Source organism: Nocardiopsis dassonvillei subsp. dassonvillei DSM 43111 (genome assembly GCF_000092985.1).
GTDB lineage: Bacteria > Actinomycetota > Actinomycetes > Streptosporangiales > Streptosporangiaceae > Nocardiopsis > Nocardiopsis dassonvillei.
This window is the reverse complement of the sequence record NC_014210.1, coordinates 2,859,540-2,879,103: the sequence shown is the minus strand read 5'-3', so window position 1 is coordinate 2,879,103 and position 19,564 is coordinate 2,859,540. Positions and strand designations below refer to the sequence as shown.

The window sequence follows — 19,564 nt, the reverse complement described above, 5'->3', positions numbered from 1 at the left end:
GACCGGGCCTTCGGTCCGGGGCGGCGGACCCCGTCCAGGGGACCCCGGGCAGGCGGCTGAGGAACAGGTGCGCGCGGCCCGGGTCCCCGGGAACGGCGCCCGGGTGCAGCACCTCGGCACGAGGGGGCCGCACACGGGACGCGCCCGTTCGTGGACCAGGGCCTCTGCGGCCGCGATGCCGCGCTCGTGGGTGAGCCGAGGAGGGCGCCGTCGGGGTCGGGCGCGGGGGAGGGGAGGCGCATGCCCACACCCTGGTTCTCCCCGGCCCGACCCCCGCGGGACGGTCCGGCCGGCCCGGGACCGACCGTGCGCCGAAACCACCGTTGGGGACCGGAAGGCCGCCGGAGCGAAACCTCTCACGCCACACCGTCAACATTTCTGGTCGACGGCTGAACGGCCTCGCCGGGGAGGCGCACGCGTCCGCGCGGCCGTCGTCCGAGGTCATCCCCGCGGGCCCGGCCGGTCCGGCGGTTGCGGCGGTCGCGAGCGGGCGCGGCCCCCGCGCCCGCGAGGTTTCACGTGGGCCGAACGGGATAGCCGGGATAGCACCCGGCCGCGTGCGGCGGCCGAAGAACGAAGGGACACCGACCATGGGCGCATCATCGGGCGCGGCCCGCGCGCTGCTGCTGGGGCTGGCCGCGGGCTCGCGGAGCACGCTCGGGGGCGCGCCGCTGTGGCACTCCGCAGGGAAGGGCAAGCGCGCGCTCATGGCGCTGGCCGCGCTCGGGGAGTTCTCCGGGGACAAGCTCCCCGGCATTCCCAGCCGCACCGCCGCGCCGAGCATGACGGCCAGGGTGGTGAGCGCGGGCACCGGCGGCGCCCTCCTGGCCCGGGGAGCGGGCACGTCGCCCGCCCTGGCCGCCGTCCTCGCCGCCGCGGCCGCGCCGGTCGGCACCCTGGCGGGGGTGGGGTGGCGGCGGTACTGGAGCGGTACGGGCCGCCCGGCCTGGATCGGCGGCGTCGTGGAGGACGCCTGCGCGCTCGCCCTGGCGCGCACCGCCTGCCGGGGGCTGCCCGCGGACGGCTCCGCCCGCGGCTGAGGGGCGACCGCCCCGGTCGCGGTCCGCGTGACGCCCGGCCGGTCACGGCGTCCGTCGCGGTCCCCTCCTCCCGGCGCCGGACGGGCCCCGGCGCCCGCTTTCGGTCACACTCCGTTTACGGTCGGGACGAATCCGGCATCGGCACCGGTCACACTCCACCCGCCGCGCGCCCGGAGACCGGCACGGGGCCGCCGCGGCGGGTTTGCTGCGCGGATGGTGCGGTTATGGTCCAGAACACACCGCTGTTCCGGGAACGGGCGGATGGTTCGGAGCGTTGGGTTACCTCTGGGGAGGTACCGCGAACCCTCCGGACGAACCCTTTCGAACACCACAATCTGAGGACATCTGTGACCGGGCAGCCCACTCCATCCACGGCCGAGACCGCTTCGGCCCCACCACAAGACGACGAGAGCGCGCGGGCGGGGCGCCTCATCATCCCGCTGCTCCTGGTCTCGGCGTTCGTGGTGATCCTGAACGAGACGATCATGGGCGTGGCGCTGCCCGCGCTCAACCGGGACCTCGGCATCTCCGTCTCCACCGGACAGTGGCTGACCTCGGCCTTCATGCTCGTGATGGCCGTGGTGATCCCCGCCACCGGGTTCCTGCTCCAGCGCTTCCACGTGCGCCAGGTGTTCATCACCGCGATGACGCTGTTCAGCGTCGGCACGCTGCTGTGCTTCCTCGCCCCCGGCTTCGGCTTCCTGCTCGTGGGCCGCGTGGTCCAGGCGGCGGGAACGGCGATCATGATGCCGCTGCTCATGACCACCGTGCTGAACCTGGTCCCGTCGGACCGCCGCGGCCGCACCATGGGCAACATCTCCATCGTCATGTCGGTCGCGCCCGCCGTCGGCCCGACCCTGGCGGGCCTCATCCTCAGCGTGCTCGACTGGCGGTGGATGTTCGGGCTCGTCCTGCCCATCGCGATCCTGGGCCTGGTCCTGGGCGCCCTCTTCATCCGCAACGTCACCGAGCCGCGCGCCGCCAGCATCGACGTCCTCTCGCTCCTGGTGTCGGCGCTGGCCTTCGGCGGGCTCGTCTACGGCTTCTCCGGCCTGGGCGAGGGCGAGGCCACCGCCGTGGTCCCGCCCTTCGCCTCGATCGGGGTCGGCGCCGTCGCGCTGGTGCTGTTCGTGTGGCGCCAGCTGCGCCTCCAGAGCCGCGACCGCGCCCTGCTGGACCTGCGGGTGTTCCGCTCCAGGCAGTTCTGCGTCTCGATCGGCCTGGTCGTGATCAGCTTCATGGCCCTGTTCGGCACCCTCATCCTGCTGCCGGTCTACATGCAGAACGTCCTGGGCCACGACACGCTCGTCACCGGCCTGTCCCTGCTGCCCGGCGGCCTGGTCATGGGCCTGCTCGCCCCGGTGGTGGGCCGCCTCTACGACCGCGTCGGCCCGCGCCCCCTGGTCATCCCGGGCTCGGCGCTGGTGTCCCTGGTGCTGTGGGGCATGACCCTGCTCGACGCCCAGACGCCGGTCGGCTTCGTCATCGCCGCCCACGTGACGCTCAGCATCGGCCTCGGCTTCATGTTCACCCCGCTGCTCACCGGCGCGCTGGGGTCGCTGCGGCCCGAGCTGTACTCGCACGGCAGCGCCGTGGTCGGCACCGTGCAGCAGGTCGCGGGCGCGGCCGGTACGGCGATCTTCGTCGCGATCATGTCCGCCACGTCGGCGGGCCTGCTCACCGACGGGCTCACCGAGGTCAACGCCCAGGCGGGCGGCGTCCACGCGGCCTTCCTGGTCGGCGCGGTGGTCTCCGTCGTGGCCTTCGCTCTGACCTTCCTCGTGCGGCGCTCGCAGGCCGCCGCCCCGGAGGGCGGCGCTCCCACCCCGGCCCACTAGGGGTCGCCGCGGGGCCCGTGAGGGCCGTGGACACGAGTAGAAGGGGCGTCGGGGGCGGGTTCCTAGCGGACCGGCTCCCCGGCGCCCCTCGTCGGTTTCATGCCCCGCGCGCGGACGGTCGCCCCCTCCCGGCCACGGCGTCCGGGGCCGCGCCGCGGGTCAGTCGACGGCCAGGACCCGCTCGAAGGGGCGCTCACCGGCCTGGGGCGAGGCCACGGGGTGGTACGCCGCCCTGTTGACGTGGGTCTCGGTGACCTCGACACCGGTCACCCGCGCGCCCGCCGCCCGTTCCCCGCTGTCGAGCAGGGCCTGGGCGACCCGGCCCAGCATCACGGCGACGGCCTCGACCGTCGGATAGGGCAGGTCGCGGGCGTAGCGCTCGGTGTCACCGGGCGAGGCCGCCCCGAACCGGTAGACCTTGCTGCCGTGCTCCGCCAGGACCGCGGCCAGCGGGTCCCCGGCGCCGAGCATGGCCCCGTGGTCGAGGTGGGTGTCGACGAAGGCGCGCAGCGCCTTCTTGAAGGCGCCGAACTCCACGACGGTGCCGTCCTCGCTCAGGGCGGGGGCGCTCACGCTGACCTCGGCCCACCAGGAGTGGCCGTGCAGGTTCATGCACTTGCCGCTCAGGTGGGGCAGCCGGTGCGCCGTCTCGAAGTTGTGCCGGACTCGGATCCGGTGGGTCATCGAAGCTCTCCTTCGCGTACGCGGTCGGGTCGGGTGCCCCGGCGTCCGAGAGGGCGTGGCGCCGGGCCGGGCGGATGAGGCGCCGGCCGCACCGCACGGAGCCGTCCGGGCGGCGGGTCCAGTCCCAGCCGGGTGGGGCCGACGGCACGGCGGGCGGCTCGGGCACGGCGGAGCGGGGCCGGGATCGACGGCGGCCCGAAAGGCGGTGGGCGTGCCATTCCCATGACACGTACGCTCGTGCCGTCTCGGTTCGGTACTTCGCACCGGCGACTGACACGATGACATCTCCTTGTCGCTCCCAGGAAAACCATAGTTGATTATTCGGCTTCGCAGGAGGGTCGTTGGGGATCGGTTTTCCGCTGGATTCCGCGCCCGTACTCTTCGAATATCACCATGTCAGGAAAAAGTGTGTGAACGGCAATTTGGGAGAAAAGTGCGGTTTCGTGTGACGGGGTCCACGCGGCTCCGCGGGCGCCCCGTGGGCGTGTAACGCGAGGTCAGGAATGTATCCTGCCGCGCGTCGGCGCCGGCCCCCGGAGGCGCCCGGGTCGCGCTCCACCGGCGGTACGGTGGCGCCGCAGGGCGTGTTCCCTTCGCGGAGAAGGGGACGGGGATGCTGTTTCGTCGGTTTTCGCAAGGGGCGCAACCCCCCGTTGCGGTCGCGTAGAAACGTCGAAGCGGCCTCGGGCGGGGCCGTGCCCCCGGCGTCGGCCGTCCTCGGGAAGCGGCTGTGCGCGCCGGCGGGAAACCGGGTGTGCCGGTGCGCGTTTCGAAGGATCATGCCGGATGGCGTTACATGATACGCAAAACACCGTTTTATGCCCTGTTTGTATGGCGTTTCGAGGATTCTGTGCCGGGCTGGTGCTGGGTGTCTTTCGTTTTCTCTGGAGGGGTGGATATTATTTCCATGGGAACGTACTCTGGTGGCGTCTTCGCGATTTCGCTGCAATGTTCCTGGGGCGATCCTTTCGCGGGTGAATTCCGGGAAGGCCAGAGGTTCCGTTGTCCATGAGAGTGGCTTCGTCCGCCCGGCGGGAGCCGACACGGTCCGCATAGGCGCCCGGAGGACACGGGCTCCGGCGGACGGGAGAAACGTCGACGCGTACCGAGACCCGAGCGCCCCCAATCCCTGCACGGGGCGGCACCGCCCACACACCGACCGCGGCGGCCGACACGCCAGACCAGGACGAGCACCGCCGCGCCCGCCTCCGGGCGGGAGCCCTCCTCGAGACACCGACCCCACACGGCGCGCGCCAGGGCTCCCCGGCGCCGGCGGACCACCCCGCTCGTCCCCTCATCACGACCACGAGAGGTGAGTCAGACATGGCAGAGGCACGAACCCGAGCACCGCTACCCGACAACGCGCCCGAGGGGTCCGGGGACCCTTCACGGCTGACCCTGGACCAGCTCCTGGAGCATGACGCCCTGGGGCCCGCGGACCGCCTGCCCACGCGGTACCGGGGGCCGCGAAGCGTGACCGGCGACGGATGGACGGGATTCGCGACCCGGCTGGAGCGCGGCGAGGAACTCGCCCTCATACGGAGCCTCACCGCGGCCAACCGCCGCGTGCTCGACGTCGGCGGCGGGATCGGGGAGATGGCGCGCACCGTCGCGGCGAGAACCGGCTCCTGCACGGCCATCGAGCCCCACCCCCAGCTGGTGGAGGCGATCCGCGACGAGACCACCCGCGGCGTGGTGGACGTCCACCCCGGAACCGCCGAGGAGATCCCCTTCCCCGACGGCTCGTTCGACGCCGTCTACAGCGCCTGGGTCCTTCAGTACGTCGACGACGTCGAGCGGGCCGTCGCGGAGATGGTCCGGGTCTGCGACCGGAGCGACCCGGAGTCCAAGATCGTGCTGTTCGCCGCAGGATCGGGCAACGAGCTCATGAGGCTGGTCAACGAGGTCTGCGTGCCGATCGCCGAGGAGCCCTACGACCATCACGGTTACCTGTTGTCACAGGCCGCACGTGCGCTCGCCGCCCGGGGCTTCGACGACTTCTCCCTGCACCGTGCCGAGTCCTCGATCCGGTTCGACGGGGAGGAACCGGCCGAGCGGGCCGCGATCGCTGCGGCCGTCCTGACCGGGTTCTGGTATGAGCGGCACCCGAGGGCCGAGGAGATCAGGAGTTCGCTGGAGTCCGCCCTGGCCCGCCACTTCGCCCTCAGGCCCCACGCGATCGGCGACCAGGCAGCGGTCCTGGTCGCCCGACCGGGATCCCGACCCCGGTGACCGGATCGTCGCGGCGCGTCCGCCGGCCGACGGCCGCCCGGGGCGGCCGGACCGTCTCCGAGCCCAGTTCCCCCGGAACGCGAGGATGAGGATGCCCGAGCCCCGGACGCGGCGCGGCGGGATCGTGGGCAGGACCGAACCGCTCACGAGGCTGCTGTCGGCCCGTCAACACAGCCGCCGTACGGGGCTCACCTGTCACGTGGTGACGGGAGAGCCCAGGGTGGGGCGGACCACCCTGCTCTCCCTGGTGTGCCGCCCCACACCGTCCCGCGCCGGTCCCGCGGTGCACATCGCGTGCTCCCGGCACGTGAACCGCCTGGTCACCGCGCTCACGGACGCCCTGGCCCCGACCGCCGACGAACACCCCGCCGAGGAGGGGGAGGGGGGTTCCACCGTGTCCCCGCGCGCCCGCGCCGGGACCGCGCACGCCCGGGGAGCGGGAGGCGGACCGGCCGGCCCCCGGGAGCTGGTGGAGGTGCTGACCCGGGACGCCCCCCTGGTGATCGCGCTGGACGACGTCGACCAGGCGGGGCCCGAGTCCCTGGTCCGGTTGCGGGGCGTCCTGCGGGACGTCGCCCACCTTCCCGTGACGCTCGTCGCCTCGATCCGGAGCGGAGAACCGGCCGCGGCTCCGACCGAACTCGCCGACCTGCTGTCCGGCGCCCGCACCATCACCCTGCGCGGGCTGTCGGAGGAGGAGACCGGCGCGCTGATGCACGAGCGGCTGGGCCACCGGCTCGACGCGGACCTCGTCACGGCGTCCCACGAGACCACCGCCGGCAACCCGTTCCTGACGCGGGCCCTGTGCGACTGGATCCGGGCCCGCGAATCCCCGGTGCGCTCACCGGCCGAGCTGCGAAGCGCCGTGCTCCCCTCCGTGGCCGACGCCATGATCGGCCGGGCGAACCGCTTCGACCCGCGGGCCCGGGCGGTCGCCGAGGCGGTCGTCGTCGCCTCGGCCTCCGGGGAGGCCGACCCCGCTCTGGTCGCGCACCTCAGCGGAACCCGGCTCGCGGAAACGCTGGCCGCGCTCGACCTCCTGGCTCGGATGCGCCTGGTCACCGACGACCACGCGGTGACGCTGCGCCACCCGTTGCTCCACACCGCGCTGCTCGCCTCCATGACCGTGATGAGCCGCAACGCGGCGCACCTGGCCGCCGCCGCCTTCCTGCACCGCAGACCCGGCGCGGAGCGGCGGGTGGCCCGTCACCTCGCGGAGTCGACGGTGCCCCTGGACGCCCCGTGGTCGTCCACCGCCCTGATCACGGCCGCACGGCTCCCCGACACGGCCGCGCGGGACCGCGTGCGCTACCTGGAGCAGGCCGTCCAGGCCGGGGGAACGGGCGCGTGGCCCGGTGTCGCCCCCGAACTGGCGGCCGCCCGGATCGCACTCGACCGACAGGGCGGCCTGCGCGCCGCGGTGGAGGCACTCGGTCGCACCACCGACGTCGCGGTCCGTCGCCGCCTGCTCGGCCTGATCGGCGCGACGCTCTGCGAGGGCGAACGCGGCGACGACGCGTCCGCCGTCCTGCGGACGGTGCGGGAGGCCGTCGCCGGAACGGAGCGGGAGGACTGGCCGCGGACCTTCCTCACCCACGGGCGGTCCCTGACGCCCGAGCCGGCGGCCGCCCGTCCGGTCGAAGGGGCTCCCGTCCCCGACGACGTGCCGCGCCCTCCCGCCGTCACGGCCATCGACGCCTTCTCCTCCTACCTCCTGGGCGGGCCGCCGTCGGTCGCGCTCGCGGACGTGAGGCAGGCCCTGGACCACGACCTCGACGACCTCCTGCTCCAACCGCCCGCCCTGCCCGCCGCCCTGTCGGTGCTGGTCGGTTGTGGTCACCAGGCGGAGGCGTCCACGCGTCGGCGCTCCCTCGTCGCCGATCCGGACCGGCTGCCCCGCTGGGTGGGCACGGCGGTCCGGCTCACCGAGGCGACGGGATCCTACGCCTCGGGCGACCTGTCCGCGGCCCGGCACACGCTCACGGAGCAGCTCTCGGAACTGCCCTCCCGCGGTGGTCACGGCTACAGCGGTCTCCGGACCCGCCTGGTCGGCCTCCTGGCCAACGTCCACCTGGACCTGGGCGACCCGGACGCGGCGGAGGCGCTGTTGCGCCGACACCACCACGACGGCCACCCGCAGACCGCGTGGTACGACGCCGACGTGCCCCTCGCCCGAGCGCGGCTGAGGATCAGGGCGGGCGCCCTGTCCCGCGGCGTCGAGGACCTGTTGGAGGTCATCCGACGCCGCGACGCGGCGGGGGTCCGGGGGCCGGGCACGCTCTGCTGGCGGAGCGAGGGCGCCCTCCTCCTGGCCAGGGCGGGCGCCCGTGACGAGGCGGTGCGCGACGCCCGCCGACAGATGGAGTTCGCGGAGGCGACCGGTTCGCCGCAGGAGCGGGCCCGCGCGCTGCGGGTGTGGGGCGCGCTCGCCGAGGAGCCCGCTTCGGCGGAGGCGCTGAGCGCGGCGGTCGACCTGCTCCGGGGCACCGGGCACGACCTCGAAACCGCACGGACCACGGCGGAGCTGGGCACGGTGCTGGCGCGGATGGGCCGCCACGGGGAGGCCGTGGCGGCCCTGAGCCGTTCGGCCGGCCTGGCCGCCAGCCGGGGCGCGCGTGACCTCGCCGACCGGGTACGGCTCCAGCTGGTGGCCTTGGACGCCTGTCGTGCCTCACACGACGTCTCCGTGCGGGGCATCCTCGCGCTGACCCCGCGCGAACGGCAGATCCTCATCGACGCGCTGCTGGGCCAGGCCAACAAGACGATCGCCGGACGTCGGCACATCACCCGTCGCACGGTGGAACTGCACCTGTCGAGCGCCTACCGCAAGCTGGGCATCTCCGGGAGGGGAGAGTTCGGCAAGATCCTCGGCAGCCCCGGAAGGTGGGAGATCCTCGTCGGCGGGGAGTGAGCCGGGGCCTGGGACTGCGGTGGAACGCGCGAACACTTCGGTCGCGGTCCGTGATGCCACACCGGCGTGCGCGCCCGAGAGTGGAACCACCGGACGGGCGCCCCGGGCGGGGGACCACCTGGCTGCCGGATCGCCCCCATGTGTGGACGGAGACGCCGATGCGAGGACAGGACACACCGCGAGACGAGATCGGGGGGGACCCCTTCACCGTGGTCGTGGTGTTCTCCGGAGGGATGGACTCCACGACACTGCTCGCCCACTTCGCCGCGTTGCGGTTCCGACTGGTCGCGGTGACGGTGGAGTACGGGCAGCGGCACGGGAAGGAGGTCGACGCCGCCCGGGCCATCGCCCGCCACTACGGAGCGGAACACCACATCCTGGGCATCGCGGGGTTCGGGCCCCTGCTCAGGGGCTCGGCCCTCACCGACGCCCGGGTGGAGGTGCCCGACGGGCACTACGCGGAGGAGTCCATGCGCGACACCGTCGTCCCGAACCGGAACGCCGTACTGGCCAATCTCGCGGCTTCGGTGGCGGTGGCCAGACGGGCGGGCACCGTGGCCCTGGGCATGCACTCCGGCGATCACTTCGTGTATCCGGACTGCCGTCCGGCCTTCGTCGACGCGCTGCGCCACCTGGTGGGGGTGGCCAACGAGGGGTTCGCCGCGCCGCGCGTCGAGGCCCCCTTCATGGCATGGTCCAAGGCCGACATCGCGCGGCACGGCGTGCGCCTCGGAGCGCCCCTGGAACACAGCTGGTCCTGTTACAAGGGGGGCGACATCCACTGCGGTACGTGCGGGACCTGCTACGAGCGCCGCGAGGCATTCCAGGAGGCCGGCCTCCCCGACCCCACCGAGTACCTCGACGGCGTCACACGCTTCTCGGCACCCTGATCCCGGATCTCTCGGTGACCACCGTGATGCGCTCCGTGCGCGCCTGGGCGAACCTGGGAACACGGGGGTCAACCGATTGGCCCCGGACATCTCGAAACAGTCCGCTCCCTCGACGAGTCACCGCATCGACCGGCCCGACCCCGCCCGCCGGCCCCACCGCTCGCACGACCACGGGTGCGTCGCGGAACCGGCGCTCTCCCGCCGCAGGCGGGCTCTCGGCGGGGCGGCGCGTCGGTCACGAGCGGGGCTACGGGATGCGACGCGAAAGGAGGTGAGGCCGTGGGAACGCCGAGTCTTGTAGTGAACGAGATATTCGGTCCTACTTGAACCATCCAGGGAGAAGGGCCCTCACTCGGGCGCCGTTGCGCCTTCGTACGGCTGGGCGGGTGCAACCTCTCCTGCCGTTGGTGCGACACCCCCTACACCTGGGACTGGACCGGTCTGGGGGACGGCAAGGTCGCCTACGACCCCAAGAAGGAGCTGAGAGCGGTCCCCTACCCGCAGGTCCGTGACCGCCTGGTCGCCTACGGGGTCCCCCTGATCGTCGTGTCCGGCGGTGAACCGCTGAACCAACAGGCCAGGCTCCTTCCGCTGGTGCGGGACCTGCGGGACTCGGGCCACGACATCGAGGTCGAGACCAATGGGACGGTCATCCCCGAACCCCGTCTGGCGGAGTCGGTCAGGTTCAACGTGTCACCGAAACTGGCCCACTCGGGGGACCCGGAGGACAGGCGCATCGTCGGACCGGCCCTGGCGGCCCTCGCCGCGGTGCCGGGAACCGCATTCAAGTTCGTCTGCCGTACCGAGGCCGACCTCGACGAGGTCGGGACGCTCGTCGAACGGTACGGCATCGGTCCGGTCTGGGTGATGCCGGAAGGGCGGACCCGGGCGGCACTGGACGACTCCCTCGTCCGGTTGCGGGATCCCGTCATGGCCCGCGGTTGGAATCTGACCACCAGACTGCACATCATGCTGTGGGGCGATCGGAGAGGCGTATGACGCTGGCAGACCTACCTCGTGACTCCACCGTGCGCGATCCGCTGGAGGACGTGGCACGGCGGCTCCTCATCGAGATCGGTGAGGACCCGGAACGCAGTGGGCTGCGGGACACCCCGCAGCGCTTCGCCCGATGGTGGAGGGAGTTCAGCGACTACCAGGCCGGCCGGGTCGAGACCAGTTTCCCGCTGCACACCGACGGACAGATCGTCATGGTCTCCGACGTCACCGTGTGGTCGCTGTGCGAACACCACCTCCTGCCCTTCTCCTGCGTGCTCACCATCGCCTACAGGCCGGACGAACGCGTGCTGGGGCTGTCCAAGTTCGCCCGGATCGCCCACCGCCACGCGCACCGGCTCCAGGTCCAGGAGCGCCTGGTGCGCGACATCGCCGAGGAGGTCTCCAAGGTGGCCCACACGAACGACGTCGCCGTCATCGGCCGCGGCGAGCACCTGTGCATGTCCATGCGGGGCATCCGGACCCCGGCCCTCATGACCTGCTCGGCCTTCGACGGGATCTTCCGCGACTACGGTCCGCCGCGCGACGAGTTGGTCAGGATCGCCTTGTCCGGGAACTGACCGCCGCGTACGCCCCGCCGTGCGGCCGGAGCGGTGCCGGGACAGCCCCCCGGGCGCACGGTCGCCGCACCGCGCCGCCGTACGAGGTCCCACCCGCTTCCTCGACGGCTACCCGGACTCGTGCCCGGTCCGGGTAGCTCTGCCGGGAGCGGGGCGCCGGGGGCCGGTCCCCGCGGACCGGCTCCCCGGCGTCCCCTGCCGGCTCCGTGTCTTCCGCCCGGACGGACGGCCGCCCCTCCCGGCTACGGCCTCCGGGGCCGCACCGCCTCGGCCGCCAGCGTGCCCAGCAGGGACAGCGACTGCGCGCTGACCGAACCCGGCTCGGCGTGGTAGACCACCAGCTCCTGGCCCGGCGCCGACCGCACGTCGAAGGCGTGCAGGCTCAGCTCCAGCGGGCCCACCTCCGGGTGGGCGAAGCGCTTGGTCTCCAGCCTCTTGCCCCGCACGCCGTTGCGCCGCCACAGCCGGGCGAAGTCGGGGCTCTCCGCCTGCATCTCCTCGACGACCTCGCGGACGCGGGGGTGGTCGGGCCAGGCGCCCTCGGCCAGGCGCAGGCCGTCCACCGTGTTCGCGGCGACGGCCTGCCAGTCGGGGTAGAACGCGCGGGAGGCGGGGTCCAGGAACACCGTCCTCACCAGGTTCCGTGAGAAGGGGAAGCCCCGGAAGAGCTGTTCGGCCAGGGGGTTGCAGGCCAGCACGTCGTAGGCGCGGCCCAGGACCAGCGCCGGGGTGTCGTGCCAGGCGTCCATGAGGCCGAGCAGAGAGGGGTCGGCGCGCTCGGCGGGGGCGGGCGCCTCCGGTCTCGGAACCAGCCCGGCGAGCCGGTACAGGTGCAGGCGGCCGTCGCCGTCCAGGTGCAGGGCCTGACCGAGCGCGTCCAGGATCTGCGGTGAGGGGTGGGTCTCGCGACCCTGTTCCAGCCGTGTGTAGTAGTCGGCGCTCATTCCGGCCAGCAGCGCCACCTCCTCGCGCCGCAGTCCGGCGACGCGGCGGTGTCCGTGGACGGGCAGGCCCACCGCGCGCGGCGTGAGCCTCGCGCGTGCGCTCCGGAGGAAGTCGCCGAGCGAAGGGGAGTCCATGCGACCAGGGTAGGGCTCCGCGGCCCGGTGTTCCTGGGTGCGCTCCACCCAGGAACGGCGCGGTCTTCCTGGCCCGCGGCGACCCGCCCAGACTGGGACGCGTCCGGTCAACCCAGGGAGAGGACGGCCATGAACGACCAGGCCAAGGCCATGAGCGACCAGGGGCTGGAGACGGCCCGCAAGGTGATCGTGGTGACGGGGGCCAGCAGCGGGATCGGCGAGGCCGCGGCGCTGCGCCTGGCCGCCGAGGGGCACCACGTGGTGCTCGGGGCCAGGCGTGAGGAGCGCCTGCGCGCACTCGTCCAGCAGATCCGCGACTCCGGCGGCAGCGCCGAACACCGCGGCCTCGACGTCACCGACCCCGACAGCGTGCGGGAGGCGCTCGACGCCACCGTGCGCGAGCGGGGGCGCGTGGACGCCCTCGTCAACAACGCCGGGGTCATGCCGCTGTCCCGGATGGACGCGCTGCTGGTGGAGGAGTGGCACCGGATGGTCGACGTCAACGTCAAGGGGCTGCTGCACGGTGTGGCCGCGGCGCTCCCGCACTTCCAGCGCCAGGGCTCGGGGCACTTCGTGACCGTCGCCTCGATCGGCGCGCACGAGGTCGTGCCCACGTCGGCGGTGTACTCGGGGACCAAGTTCGCCGCGTGGGCCATCACCGAGGGGCTGCGGCTCGAACTCGACCCGGGCATCAGGGTGACCACGGTCTCCCCGGGCGTGGTCGAAAGCGAGCTGGCTGACCACATCACCGACCCGGGGGCGCGGGAGGCGATGCGCACCTACCGCCGCAACGCGCTGCCCGCCGACGCGATCGCCCGGGCGATCGCGTTCGCCCTCGACCAGCCCGCGGACGTGGACGTCAACGAGATCATCGTCCGACCCGCCGCCCAGCGCTGAGCCGGGGCCCGGGGCGGACAGGCGCTCCAGCGGGGCCCCGCCGGGGACGGGCACTACCGCGGACGGGGTGGAACGGGGCCGGACGCGGGCGGGGTGCTAGCGCGGACGCGGCCTCGCGGAGTCCTCGGCCCGGGCGGGGCCGCGTCCGTCGCCCCCGTCCCGTCCGGCGGACGGGGCCCGCACGTCACCGACGTGGTCCTGCACCCATTCCACCATCGGCAGCAGCAGGTCGGTGACCTCGCGGCCGTCCCCGGTGAGGCGGTACTCCACGTGAGGCGGCACCACCGGCCTGGCCTCGCGCAACACCAGTCCGTCGGCCTCGAAGGCGCGCAGGGTCTGGGCGAGCATCTTCTCGCTGATCCCGCCGATCGCGCGCAGCAGCTCGCTCCAGCGCAGCGGCCCGTGCGACAGGGAGACCAGCACGAGGACGCCCCACTTGCTGGTGATACCGGCCAACAGCCGCCGGGAGGGGCAGTCGGCGGACAGGACCTGCCCGCGCGGAGGGGGCGGGGAACCGGACGGCACGCTCATGGAACCCAACTTACCAAAAGGTGGGTACCCGACTTTTGGAATGTGCCGGTGAGCGGGAGGGTTGGGACGCCTGGACGGCCGGAACGCCCGGCCGCAACGAAGGGAAGCACCCATGTCCGTCGTCATCACCGGTGCCACCGGCCACCTCGGCCGCCTCGTCGTCGAGGACCTCCTCGACCGGGGCGTCCCGGCGGAGCGGATCACCGCCACCGCGCGCGACACCGCCCGGCTGGCCGACCTCGCCGGACGGGGCGTGCGCACCGTCCACGCGGACTTCGACGAGCCCGCGTCGTGGGAGGAGGCCCTCAAGGGAGCCGACACCCTCCTGCTGGTCTCGGGCACCGCGATCGGTGAGCGGGTGCGTCAGCACGGCGCCGTGATCGACGCCGCCGCGGCGGCCGGGGTCGGGCACATCGTCTACACCAGCGCGCCCAGGGCCACCGACACCACGCTGGTCCTGGCCCCCGAGCACAAGGCCACCGAGGAACTCGTCACCGCCTCCGGGCTGGCGTACACGATCCTGCGCAACGGCTGGTACAACGAGAACTTCGCGCAGCAGCTGGACCAGGCCCGCGCCACCGGCGCCTTCGTCGGCAGCGCGGGTCGGGGCCGTACCGCCAGCGCCTCGCGCCGGGACCTGGCCGAGGCCGCCTCCGCCGTGCTGCGCGACCCGGCGGCGCACGCGGGCGCCGTGTACGAGCTCTCCGGCGACACCGCGTGGACCTACGACGACCTCGCCGCGACCCTGGGCGAACTGCTCGGCCGCGAGGTCGTCTACCGCGACCTGACCACCGAGGAGCACGTGGCGGCTCTGACCGGGGCCGGACTGGACGAGGGCACCGCGCGCTTCGTGGCCGCGCTGGACACCAACACGCGCGACGGCGAACTGTCCGCCACCACCGGAGAGCTGTCCCGGCTCATCGGTCGACCGACCACCCCGGTCGGCGAGACCCTGCGCGCTCTGCTCTGACCCGCGCCCCGTCCTCCCCCTTCGGGGGAGGGCGGGTCCAGCGGGCCTCCGGAGCCGCCGACTCTCAGCCGGAGTCCGCGTCCGAGGGGGCCAGGGTCAGCGGAGGCCCGGCGGACGGCCCCCGAACGGGGCCGGCCACGACGTCGGGCCAGGGCAGGTCGACCGCGGAGGTCCCGGCGGCGAGGGCGGCCGCGGCCAGCCTCAGCGTCAGCGGCAGCCGCCCGCAGCGGTCGGCGATCCGGGTGACCAGCGCCAGTTCCGCGGCCCGGGCCCACATCCCGGCCACGGACAGGAACAACTCGACCGAGGACTCCTCCGACAGCACGTCGAGCGGCAGGGGGCGGGCGCCGAAGAGCGCGACCAGCCCCGTCAACGGGTACCGACTGGTGATGAGCACGACGCTGCCCCGGCCGGTGGGAAGCAGGGGAGCGAGCTGCTCGACCGAGGCGGCGTCGTCGAATAGGAACAGCAGACGCTGGTCGGCCGTCACCGACCGGAAGAGCTTGGCGAGCTCGTCGGCGCCGGTCGGCAGGCCTCCGGGGTCCGCGCCCAGTCCGCGCAGCAGCTGGCGCAGCGCGTCCTCGGCCCGGACGGGCTCCCCCCCCCGGAGGAGGAACCGCGCAGGTCCACGTAGAGCTGGCCATCCTGGAAGCGCTCCCGGACGGCATGGCTCCAGTGCAGGGCCAGCGCGGTCTTGCCGACGCCGGAGACCCCGGTGAGGAGGAACACCGCGGGCCAGCGGTCGGCCCCCCGGTCGTCGTCCAGCGCCTGGTCGAGCACGGACAGCTCCGCCGAGCGGCCGACGAACTCACCGACGCCGTAGGGCAGTTCGGCGGGGCGGACCCGGTGGGCGACGGGCGCGCCGCCGCGCGTGCTCCCGCCCTCCGGCCCGGCCGTGAGCAGGTCCAGGTGCAGCTGCCGGAGCCGGGCGCCGGGGCCGGTGCCCAGTTCGTCGGCCAGCCTCTCGCGCAGCTTCGCGTAGACCTCCAGCGCCTCCCCGGTGCGTCCGCAGGCGTGCAGGGCCGACATCAGCAGGCCCGCGAAGCGTTCGTGGGTCGGGTGCTCCGCGCACAGCGAGAGCAGTTCGGGGACGGCGGCGGCTCCGCGGCCGAGGTCGATCCCGGCGCCGTGCAGCTCCACCAGGGCGTGCAGCCGCCTCTCCTCCAGGGCCGGGCGTGCGTGGGCGGCGAGCGCCGGTGTCACGCCGCCCAGCGCCGGGCCCGTCCACAGCGACAGCGCGGTGCGCAGGGTCCGGACCGCATCGGAGGGGCGGCGGGCGGCGCGCTCGGAGTGCGCGCGCACCAGCAGCCGCTCGAACACGCCGCTGTCCGTGGCCTCGGCCGCCACGGTCATCCGGTAGCCGCAGGTGCTCCGGACGATGGTGTCCGCGCCCAGGACCTTGCGGAGTTCGTGCACGTGCGCCTGGAGCTGGGACCGTGCGCTGCGCGGAGGGTGTTCGCCCCAGACCAGGTCGATGAGCCGGTTGTCGGAGACCACGGTGCCGGGTTGCAGGAGGAGTGCGGCCAGGACCGTACGCCTTTTGGGCCCTCCCGTGCTGACCGGACGCCCTTCGGAGCGAACCTCGACAGAACCGAGCATGCGATACCGAATCCCTGACAGATCGGTCTCCACTCATGAACTCCCTGACGCACGATGAACACTCCGCTGCGCAACGTCGCGGAGCATACGGCACTCGTCGGCGCACCGTCCACCCGCGTGAGGGGGAGCGCGGAGAGTGTCCGGGGCGGCTCTGAGGTGGCCTGGGGCTTTGGGTTTCGGTCGATGCGGGACTCGTGCCGCTAAGGGACACAAACGATATGAGGAAGGGTGTGGTCGGGCGGCCCGCGGAAACCGGCCGGGGCCGCCCGTGAACGGTCCGGTCAGCCGCAGTTGGTGTCGCGCTTGCCGCCCTCGGTGCCGGTGATGCGACCCATCCAGTCCACGCACCTGCCTGCCGCGTTCAGGTAGATCGGACCGGCGTAGGTGGTGTAGTAGCCGCCGTCGAAGACGTACCAGTGGCTTCCGGCCGGACTGATCGACAGTCCCGCCTCGATGAGCACGGCCGAGCCGGGACTGTTGCGCTTGGCCACGACGCAGTTGTAGCCGTTGGAGCTGTTGTAGGTCAGGAAGACCGTGCCCTTGGAGCCGATGTTGTCCTGGTTGACGACGCCGTATCCGGAGCCGCACTCGCCGCCGTAGGTGGCAGCGGCGGCGGGTGAGGCGCTGACGAGCAGGCCGCCCAGACCGATACCGGCGGCCGCGACGACGGCCGCGGCCCTCCGCGCGAGTTTCCTCATGTCATGTCCGTTCATGGTTCGGGGGTGTGCGGAGGCGGGGAAGCGGGGCGGAGGTCACCCGCAGTTGGTGCGGGTGGCGGTCTTCGTGATCGTGCCGATCGTGCCGCCCCAGTCGACGCACTGGCGCGCCGCCGACAGGTAGACGGGACCGGCGTAGGTCGTGTAGTCGCCGCTGTCCCGCTTCCAGGACGAGGTGCCGTTGACCCGGATGAACGCCTCCATCGGCGCGGCCGCGCCCGGGTTCGTGCGCACGGTGACCACGCAGTTGTAGCCGTTGGAGTTGTTGTAGGTCAGGAAGGTGGTTCCGCGGTTGTCGGGGAACTCGATCTGGTTGACGACCCCGTAGCCGGACCCGCACGCACCGTTGTAGGAGGCGGCGGAGGCGGGGGCGGCGGTGGCCATCAGACCCGCCGCGGCGATCCCGCAGGCCGCGGCGAGGGTGGCGGCCTTCTTCAGGGGGTTGCGCATGGTGCTCCCAGTCGTGCGTCGGCGCGCCGCCCGTCGCGGCGCGCGGGGGTCAGCCGCAGTTGGTCTCGTTGCGGTTCTCGTTGGTGCCGCTGATGTTGCCGAACCAGTCCACGCACGAACCGGCTGCGCTGCGGTAGACGGGACCGGCGTAGGTCGTGTACTGGCCGCTGTCCACCTCGGCCGCGCTGGCGGGGTCGCTGGTGCGCTTGAGGCCGACCGTCATCTCCACCGCCGAGCCCGGGTTGGCCCGGACGGTCACCGCGCAGTTGTAGCCGTTGGAGTTGTTGTAGGTGAGGAAGACCGTGCCCTTGGAACCGATGTTGGCGTAGTTGACCACGCCGTAGCCGCTGCCGCAGACACCGTTGTAGTCCGCCACGGGAGCCGCCGCCGACGCGGGTGAGGCCAGTGCCAGCGAGCCGGTGGCCAGCGCCGCCGTGAGCAGGGCGGCTGTACGGAACTTCTTGAACATGGGGGAGCTTTCCGTCCTGGGTACCGGCGTCCGCTCCGTGCGGACGCCGGGAAGGACTGTGGCACGGGCCGCTTCGATCCGGCTTCGGTTCCGCTTCGTCCCGGCTTCGTGCGCCGCTTCCGGGCCCGGAACACTCCCTGGAACGCGGCGCTGTCGAAGGAGGCCTCGTCCTCGCCCCCGTCACCGGTGATCCACCAGCGCACGGGCGTGTCCCGGGTGCCTTCCAGGTCGTGGGCCAGGGCGAGTTCGCCGGCGCCGCCCGCGTCGTAGTCCGCGCAGGCGAAGAGACCGGCCACCCGCCCGACCGCGTCTGCGACGGCGAGGGGGCGTCCTCCGCGTTCACCGTCCGTTGTGCGCTGCGCGCCGGAGCGCCCTCCCGGTCGAAGGGACCGTACATGGCCATGAGGCGCGAGGCCTCACCGTTCGCCGAGGACGCAGGGGAGCAGAACGAGACGGCGGGGGGCCATGGACTTGCGATCGTGATGGGGGACCGGGCCACGGCGTGCCGCGGGGCGGGCCGGCACCACCGGGGCGGTCGGCGGACGGGAGCAGCCTACCCGCGACCCGCCCCGTAGACGCTCAGGTGCGTGTACGCCAGTGAGAAGAGCGGTGTGGGCACGCCGAGCTCCCTGCCCCCGGAGACCAGGTCGCCGACGATGTGGTCGGCCTCCACCGGGTTGCCCTGGGTCAGGTCCCAGTACATGGAGGTCGTGGTCGAGGACGTGGTGTCGGCGATGATCGCGTCGGCCCTCTTCTGGGCCGCCTCGCCCGGCGGATGGCCGGAGGCGGTGGCCACGGCGATGGCCTCGGCGAACACCGCCGCGGTGAACTCCTGGCCGCCGGGCGCGCTGTTGACCCGGCCGATGGGGCCGCGCATCAGACAGGTGCACGCGCCCAGGGTCGCCAGGAACACCCACTTGTCCCACAGTTCCTGGCGGATGTCGGCGGCGGAGGTGGCGGTGTGGTCCCCGGTGTCCAGCGCGGCGTGCACGTCCTGCGGTGCGACGACGGGGTGCTCGCCCAGCGGTCCGTAGATCAGCTGGCCCATGGTGCCGACCTGGACGATCTCCCCCTGTTCGCCCAGGCGCGTCATCACCATGGCCACGCCGCCGTAGACCCAGTCGGCGCCGAAGCGCTCGACCAGGGCGTCGATGTGGCGCATGCCGTTGAGGAAGGGCAGCACCGCGGTCCGCGGACCCACGGCGGGGGACAGGTCCTTGAGGGCGTCGTCGAACCCGTACGACTTGACGGCCACGATCACCAGGTCGTAGTCGGGGCCCACCCGGTCGGCGGTGACCGCTCGGACAGGGACCGCCTCCACACGTCCTCGCACGTCGCGCACGCGCAGACCGTGTTCGCCCAGGAGCGCGGCGCGGGCGGGGCGGACGAGGAAGTCCACGTCCCGGCCCGCACGGACCAGGTGCGCTCCGAAGTAGCCGCCGACCGCTCCGGCTCCCACGACAAGAATCCTCATGCTGCTCCCGCCCGGTGGTTGCACGACAACGGACAACGTAGGGCCATGGGATCTCGCCTGGCAAGGGCGCGGCCGCGTGCGCGCACCGCCCCGCCTCCCCGCGGCGGGAGGGTCGGGCCCCGGCGGCGCCGCACTCTCGCAAAGCCTGCTCCATGCTTGTGGAACCCAGGTTTTCGCAGGTCGGAGCGGAGGGCAGCCTGGTCGTGGCCC

18 protein-coding genes are annotated in these 19,564 nt (G+C 73.2%); 9 read left to right on the top strand and 9 right to left on the bottom strand.

Annotated features, from left to right (window positions below; all coding sequences use genetic code 11):
- Positions 1–590 precede the first annotated feature (590 nt).
- Both NDAS_RS12000 and NDAS_RS11995 read left to right on the top strand, forming a co-directional pair.
- Complete coding sequence (locus NDAS_RS12000; RefSeq protein ID WP_013153452.1) at positions 591–1,040, top strand: hypothetical protein; 450 nt, start codon at positions 591–593, stop codon at positions 1,038–1,040.
- A 347-nt stretch (positions 1,041–1,387) separates the two neighbouring features.
- Positions 1,388–2,878, top strand: a complete 1,491-nt coding sequence (locus NDAS_RS11995) for an MDR family MFS transporter (protein ID WP_013153451.1) — start codon at positions 1,388–1,390, stop codon at positions 2,876–2,878.
- 159 nt (positions 2,879–3,037) lie between these two features.
- Here the strand turns inward: NDAS_RS11995 and NDAS_RS11990 are convergent, their stop codons facing one another.
- Positions 3,038–3,562 carry a 6-pyruvoyl trahydropterin synthase family protein gene (locus tag NDAS_RS11990; RefSeq protein ID WP_013153450.1) on the bottom strand — a complete coding sequence of 175 codons (525 nt, stop codon included), beginning with the start codon at positions 3,560–3,562 and terminating at the stop codon, positions 3,038–3,040.
- A gap of 1,323 nt (positions 3,563–4,885) precedes the next feature.
- Between NDAS_RS11990 and NDAS_RS11985 the strand changes: the two genes are divergently transcribed.
- The 5 genes from NDAS_RS11985 (at position 4,886) to folE (ending at position 11,169) form a co-directional block, all read left to right on the top strand.
- Positions 4,886–5,794, top strand: coding sequence for a class I SAM-dependent methyltransferase (locus NDAS_RS11985; RefSeq protein ID WP_013153449.1), 909 nt, complete (start codon positions 4,886–4,888; stop codon positions 5,792–5,794).
- A 91-nt stretch (positions 5,795–5,885) separates the two neighbouring features.
- Positions 5,886–8,705: a LuxR C-terminal-related transcriptional regulator gene (locus NDAS_RS11980; RefSeq protein ID WP_013153448.1), complete on the top strand. Its 2,820-nt coding sequence runs from the start codon at positions 5,886–5,888 to the stop codon at positions 8,703–8,705.
- A gap of 158 nt (positions 8,706–8,863) precedes the next feature.
- Entirely contained in the window at positions 8,864–9,595 is a 732-nt protein-coding gene (gene queC / locus NDAS_RS11975) for a 7-cyano-7-deazaguanine synthase QueC (protein WP_013153447.1), read from the top strand.
- A gap of 330 nt (positions 9,596–9,925) precedes the next feature.
- On the top strand, positions 9,926–10,594 hold the full coding sequence (locus tag NDAS_RS11970) for a 7-carboxy-7-deazaguanine synthase QueE (protein WP_041552731.1): 669 nt from the start codon (positions 9,926–9,928) through the stop codon (positions 10,592–10,594).
- Positions 10,591–11,169, top strand: a complete 579-nt coding sequence (folE, locus tag NDAS_RS11965) for a GTP cyclohydrolase I (RefSeq protein WP_013153446.1) — start codon at positions 10,591–10,593, stop codon at positions 11,167–11,169. Before NDAS_RS11970 ends, folE begins: the two co-directional genes overlap by 4 nt.
- Positions 11,170–11,411: 242 nt before the next feature.
- Here the strand turns inward: folE and NDAS_RS11960 are convergent, their stop codons facing one another.
- Positions 11,412–12,248: a helix-turn-helix transcriptional regulator gene (locus tag NDAS_RS11960; protein ID WP_013153445.1), complete on the bottom strand. Its 837-nt coding sequence runs from the start codon at positions 12,246–12,248 to the stop codon at positions 11,412–11,414.
- A 129-nt stretch (positions 12,249–12,377) separates the two neighbouring features.
- On the opposite strand from NDAS_RS11960, the gene NDAS_RS11955 reads away from it, so the two are divergent.
- On the top strand, positions 12,378–13,145 hold the full coding sequence (locus NDAS_RS11955) for an SDR family oxidoreductase (RefSeq protein ID WP_013153444.1): 768 nt from the start codon (positions 12,378–12,380) through the stop codon (positions 13,143–13,145).
- 96 nt (positions 13,146–13,241) lie between these two features.
- On the opposite strand, the gene NDAS_RS11950 is transcribed toward NDAS_RS11955, so the two are convergent.
- Complete coding sequence (locus NDAS_RS11950) at positions 13,242–13,676, bottom strand: winged helix-turn-helix transcriptional regulator (RefSeq protein ID WP_013153443.1); 435 nt, start codon at positions 13,674–13,676, stop codon at positions 13,242–13,244.
- A gap of 112 nt (positions 13,677–13,788) precedes the next feature.
- Here NDAS_RS11950 and NDAS_RS11945 point away from each other — a divergent pair, with 112 nt between their 5' ends.
- Positions 13,789–14,646 (top strand): SDR family oxidoreductase, encoded by an 858-nt coding sequence (locus tag NDAS_RS11945; protein ID WP_013153442.1) that lies wholly within the window; start codon positions 13,789–13,791, stop codon positions 14,644–14,646.
- Between the two features lie 64 nt (positions 14,647–14,710).
- On the opposite strand, the gene NDAS_RS29295 is transcribed toward NDAS_RS11945, so the two are convergent.
- The 6 genes from NDAS_RS29295 to NDAS_RS11915 all read right to left on the bottom strand — a co-directional run bounded on the left by NDAS_RS29295 (position 14,711) and on the right by NDAS_RS11915 (position 19,354).
- On the bottom strand, positions 14,711–15,136 hold the full coding sequence (locus NDAS_RS29295; protein WP_013153441.1) for a hypothetical protein: 426 nt from the start codon (positions 15,134–15,136) through the stop codon (positions 14,711–14,713).
- The gene (locus NDAS_RS11940; protein WP_013153440.1) at positions 15,133–16,245 is read right to left on the bottom strand and encodes a BTAD domain-containing putative transcriptional regulator; all 1,113 of its coding nucleotides are present in this window, start codon (positions 16,243–16,245) and stop codon (positions 15,133–15,135) included. The genes NDAS_RS29295 and NDAS_RS11940 overlap by 4 nt, the downstream gene beginning before the upstream one ends.
- A gap of 281 nt (positions 16,246–16,526) precedes the next feature.
- Positions 16,527–16,943: a hypothetical protein gene (locus tag NDAS_RS11935; RefSeq protein ID WP_013153439.1), complete on the bottom strand. Its 417-nt coding sequence runs from the start codon at positions 16,941–16,943 to the stop codon at positions 16,527–16,529.
- A gap of 54 nt (positions 16,944–16,997) precedes the next feature.
- The gene (locus NDAS_RS11930; protein ID WP_013153438.1) at positions 16,998–17,411 is read right to left on the bottom strand and encodes a hypothetical protein; all 414 of its coding nucleotides are present in this window, start codon (positions 17,409–17,411) and stop codon (positions 16,998–17,000) included.
- 49 nt (positions 17,412–17,460) lie between these two features.
- Positions 17,461–17,880 carry a hypothetical protein gene (locus NDAS_RS11925; protein ID WP_013153437.1) on the bottom strand — a complete coding sequence of 140 codons (420 nt, stop codon included), beginning with the start codon at positions 17,878–17,880 and terminating at the stop codon, positions 17,461–17,463.
- A gap of 553 nt (positions 17,881–18,433) precedes the next feature.
- Entirely contained in the window at positions 18,434–19,354 is a 921-nt protein-coding gene (locus tag NDAS_RS11915) for a ketopantoate reductase family protein (protein WP_013153436.1), read from the bottom strand.
- Positions 19,355–19,564 lie beyond the last annotated feature (210 nt).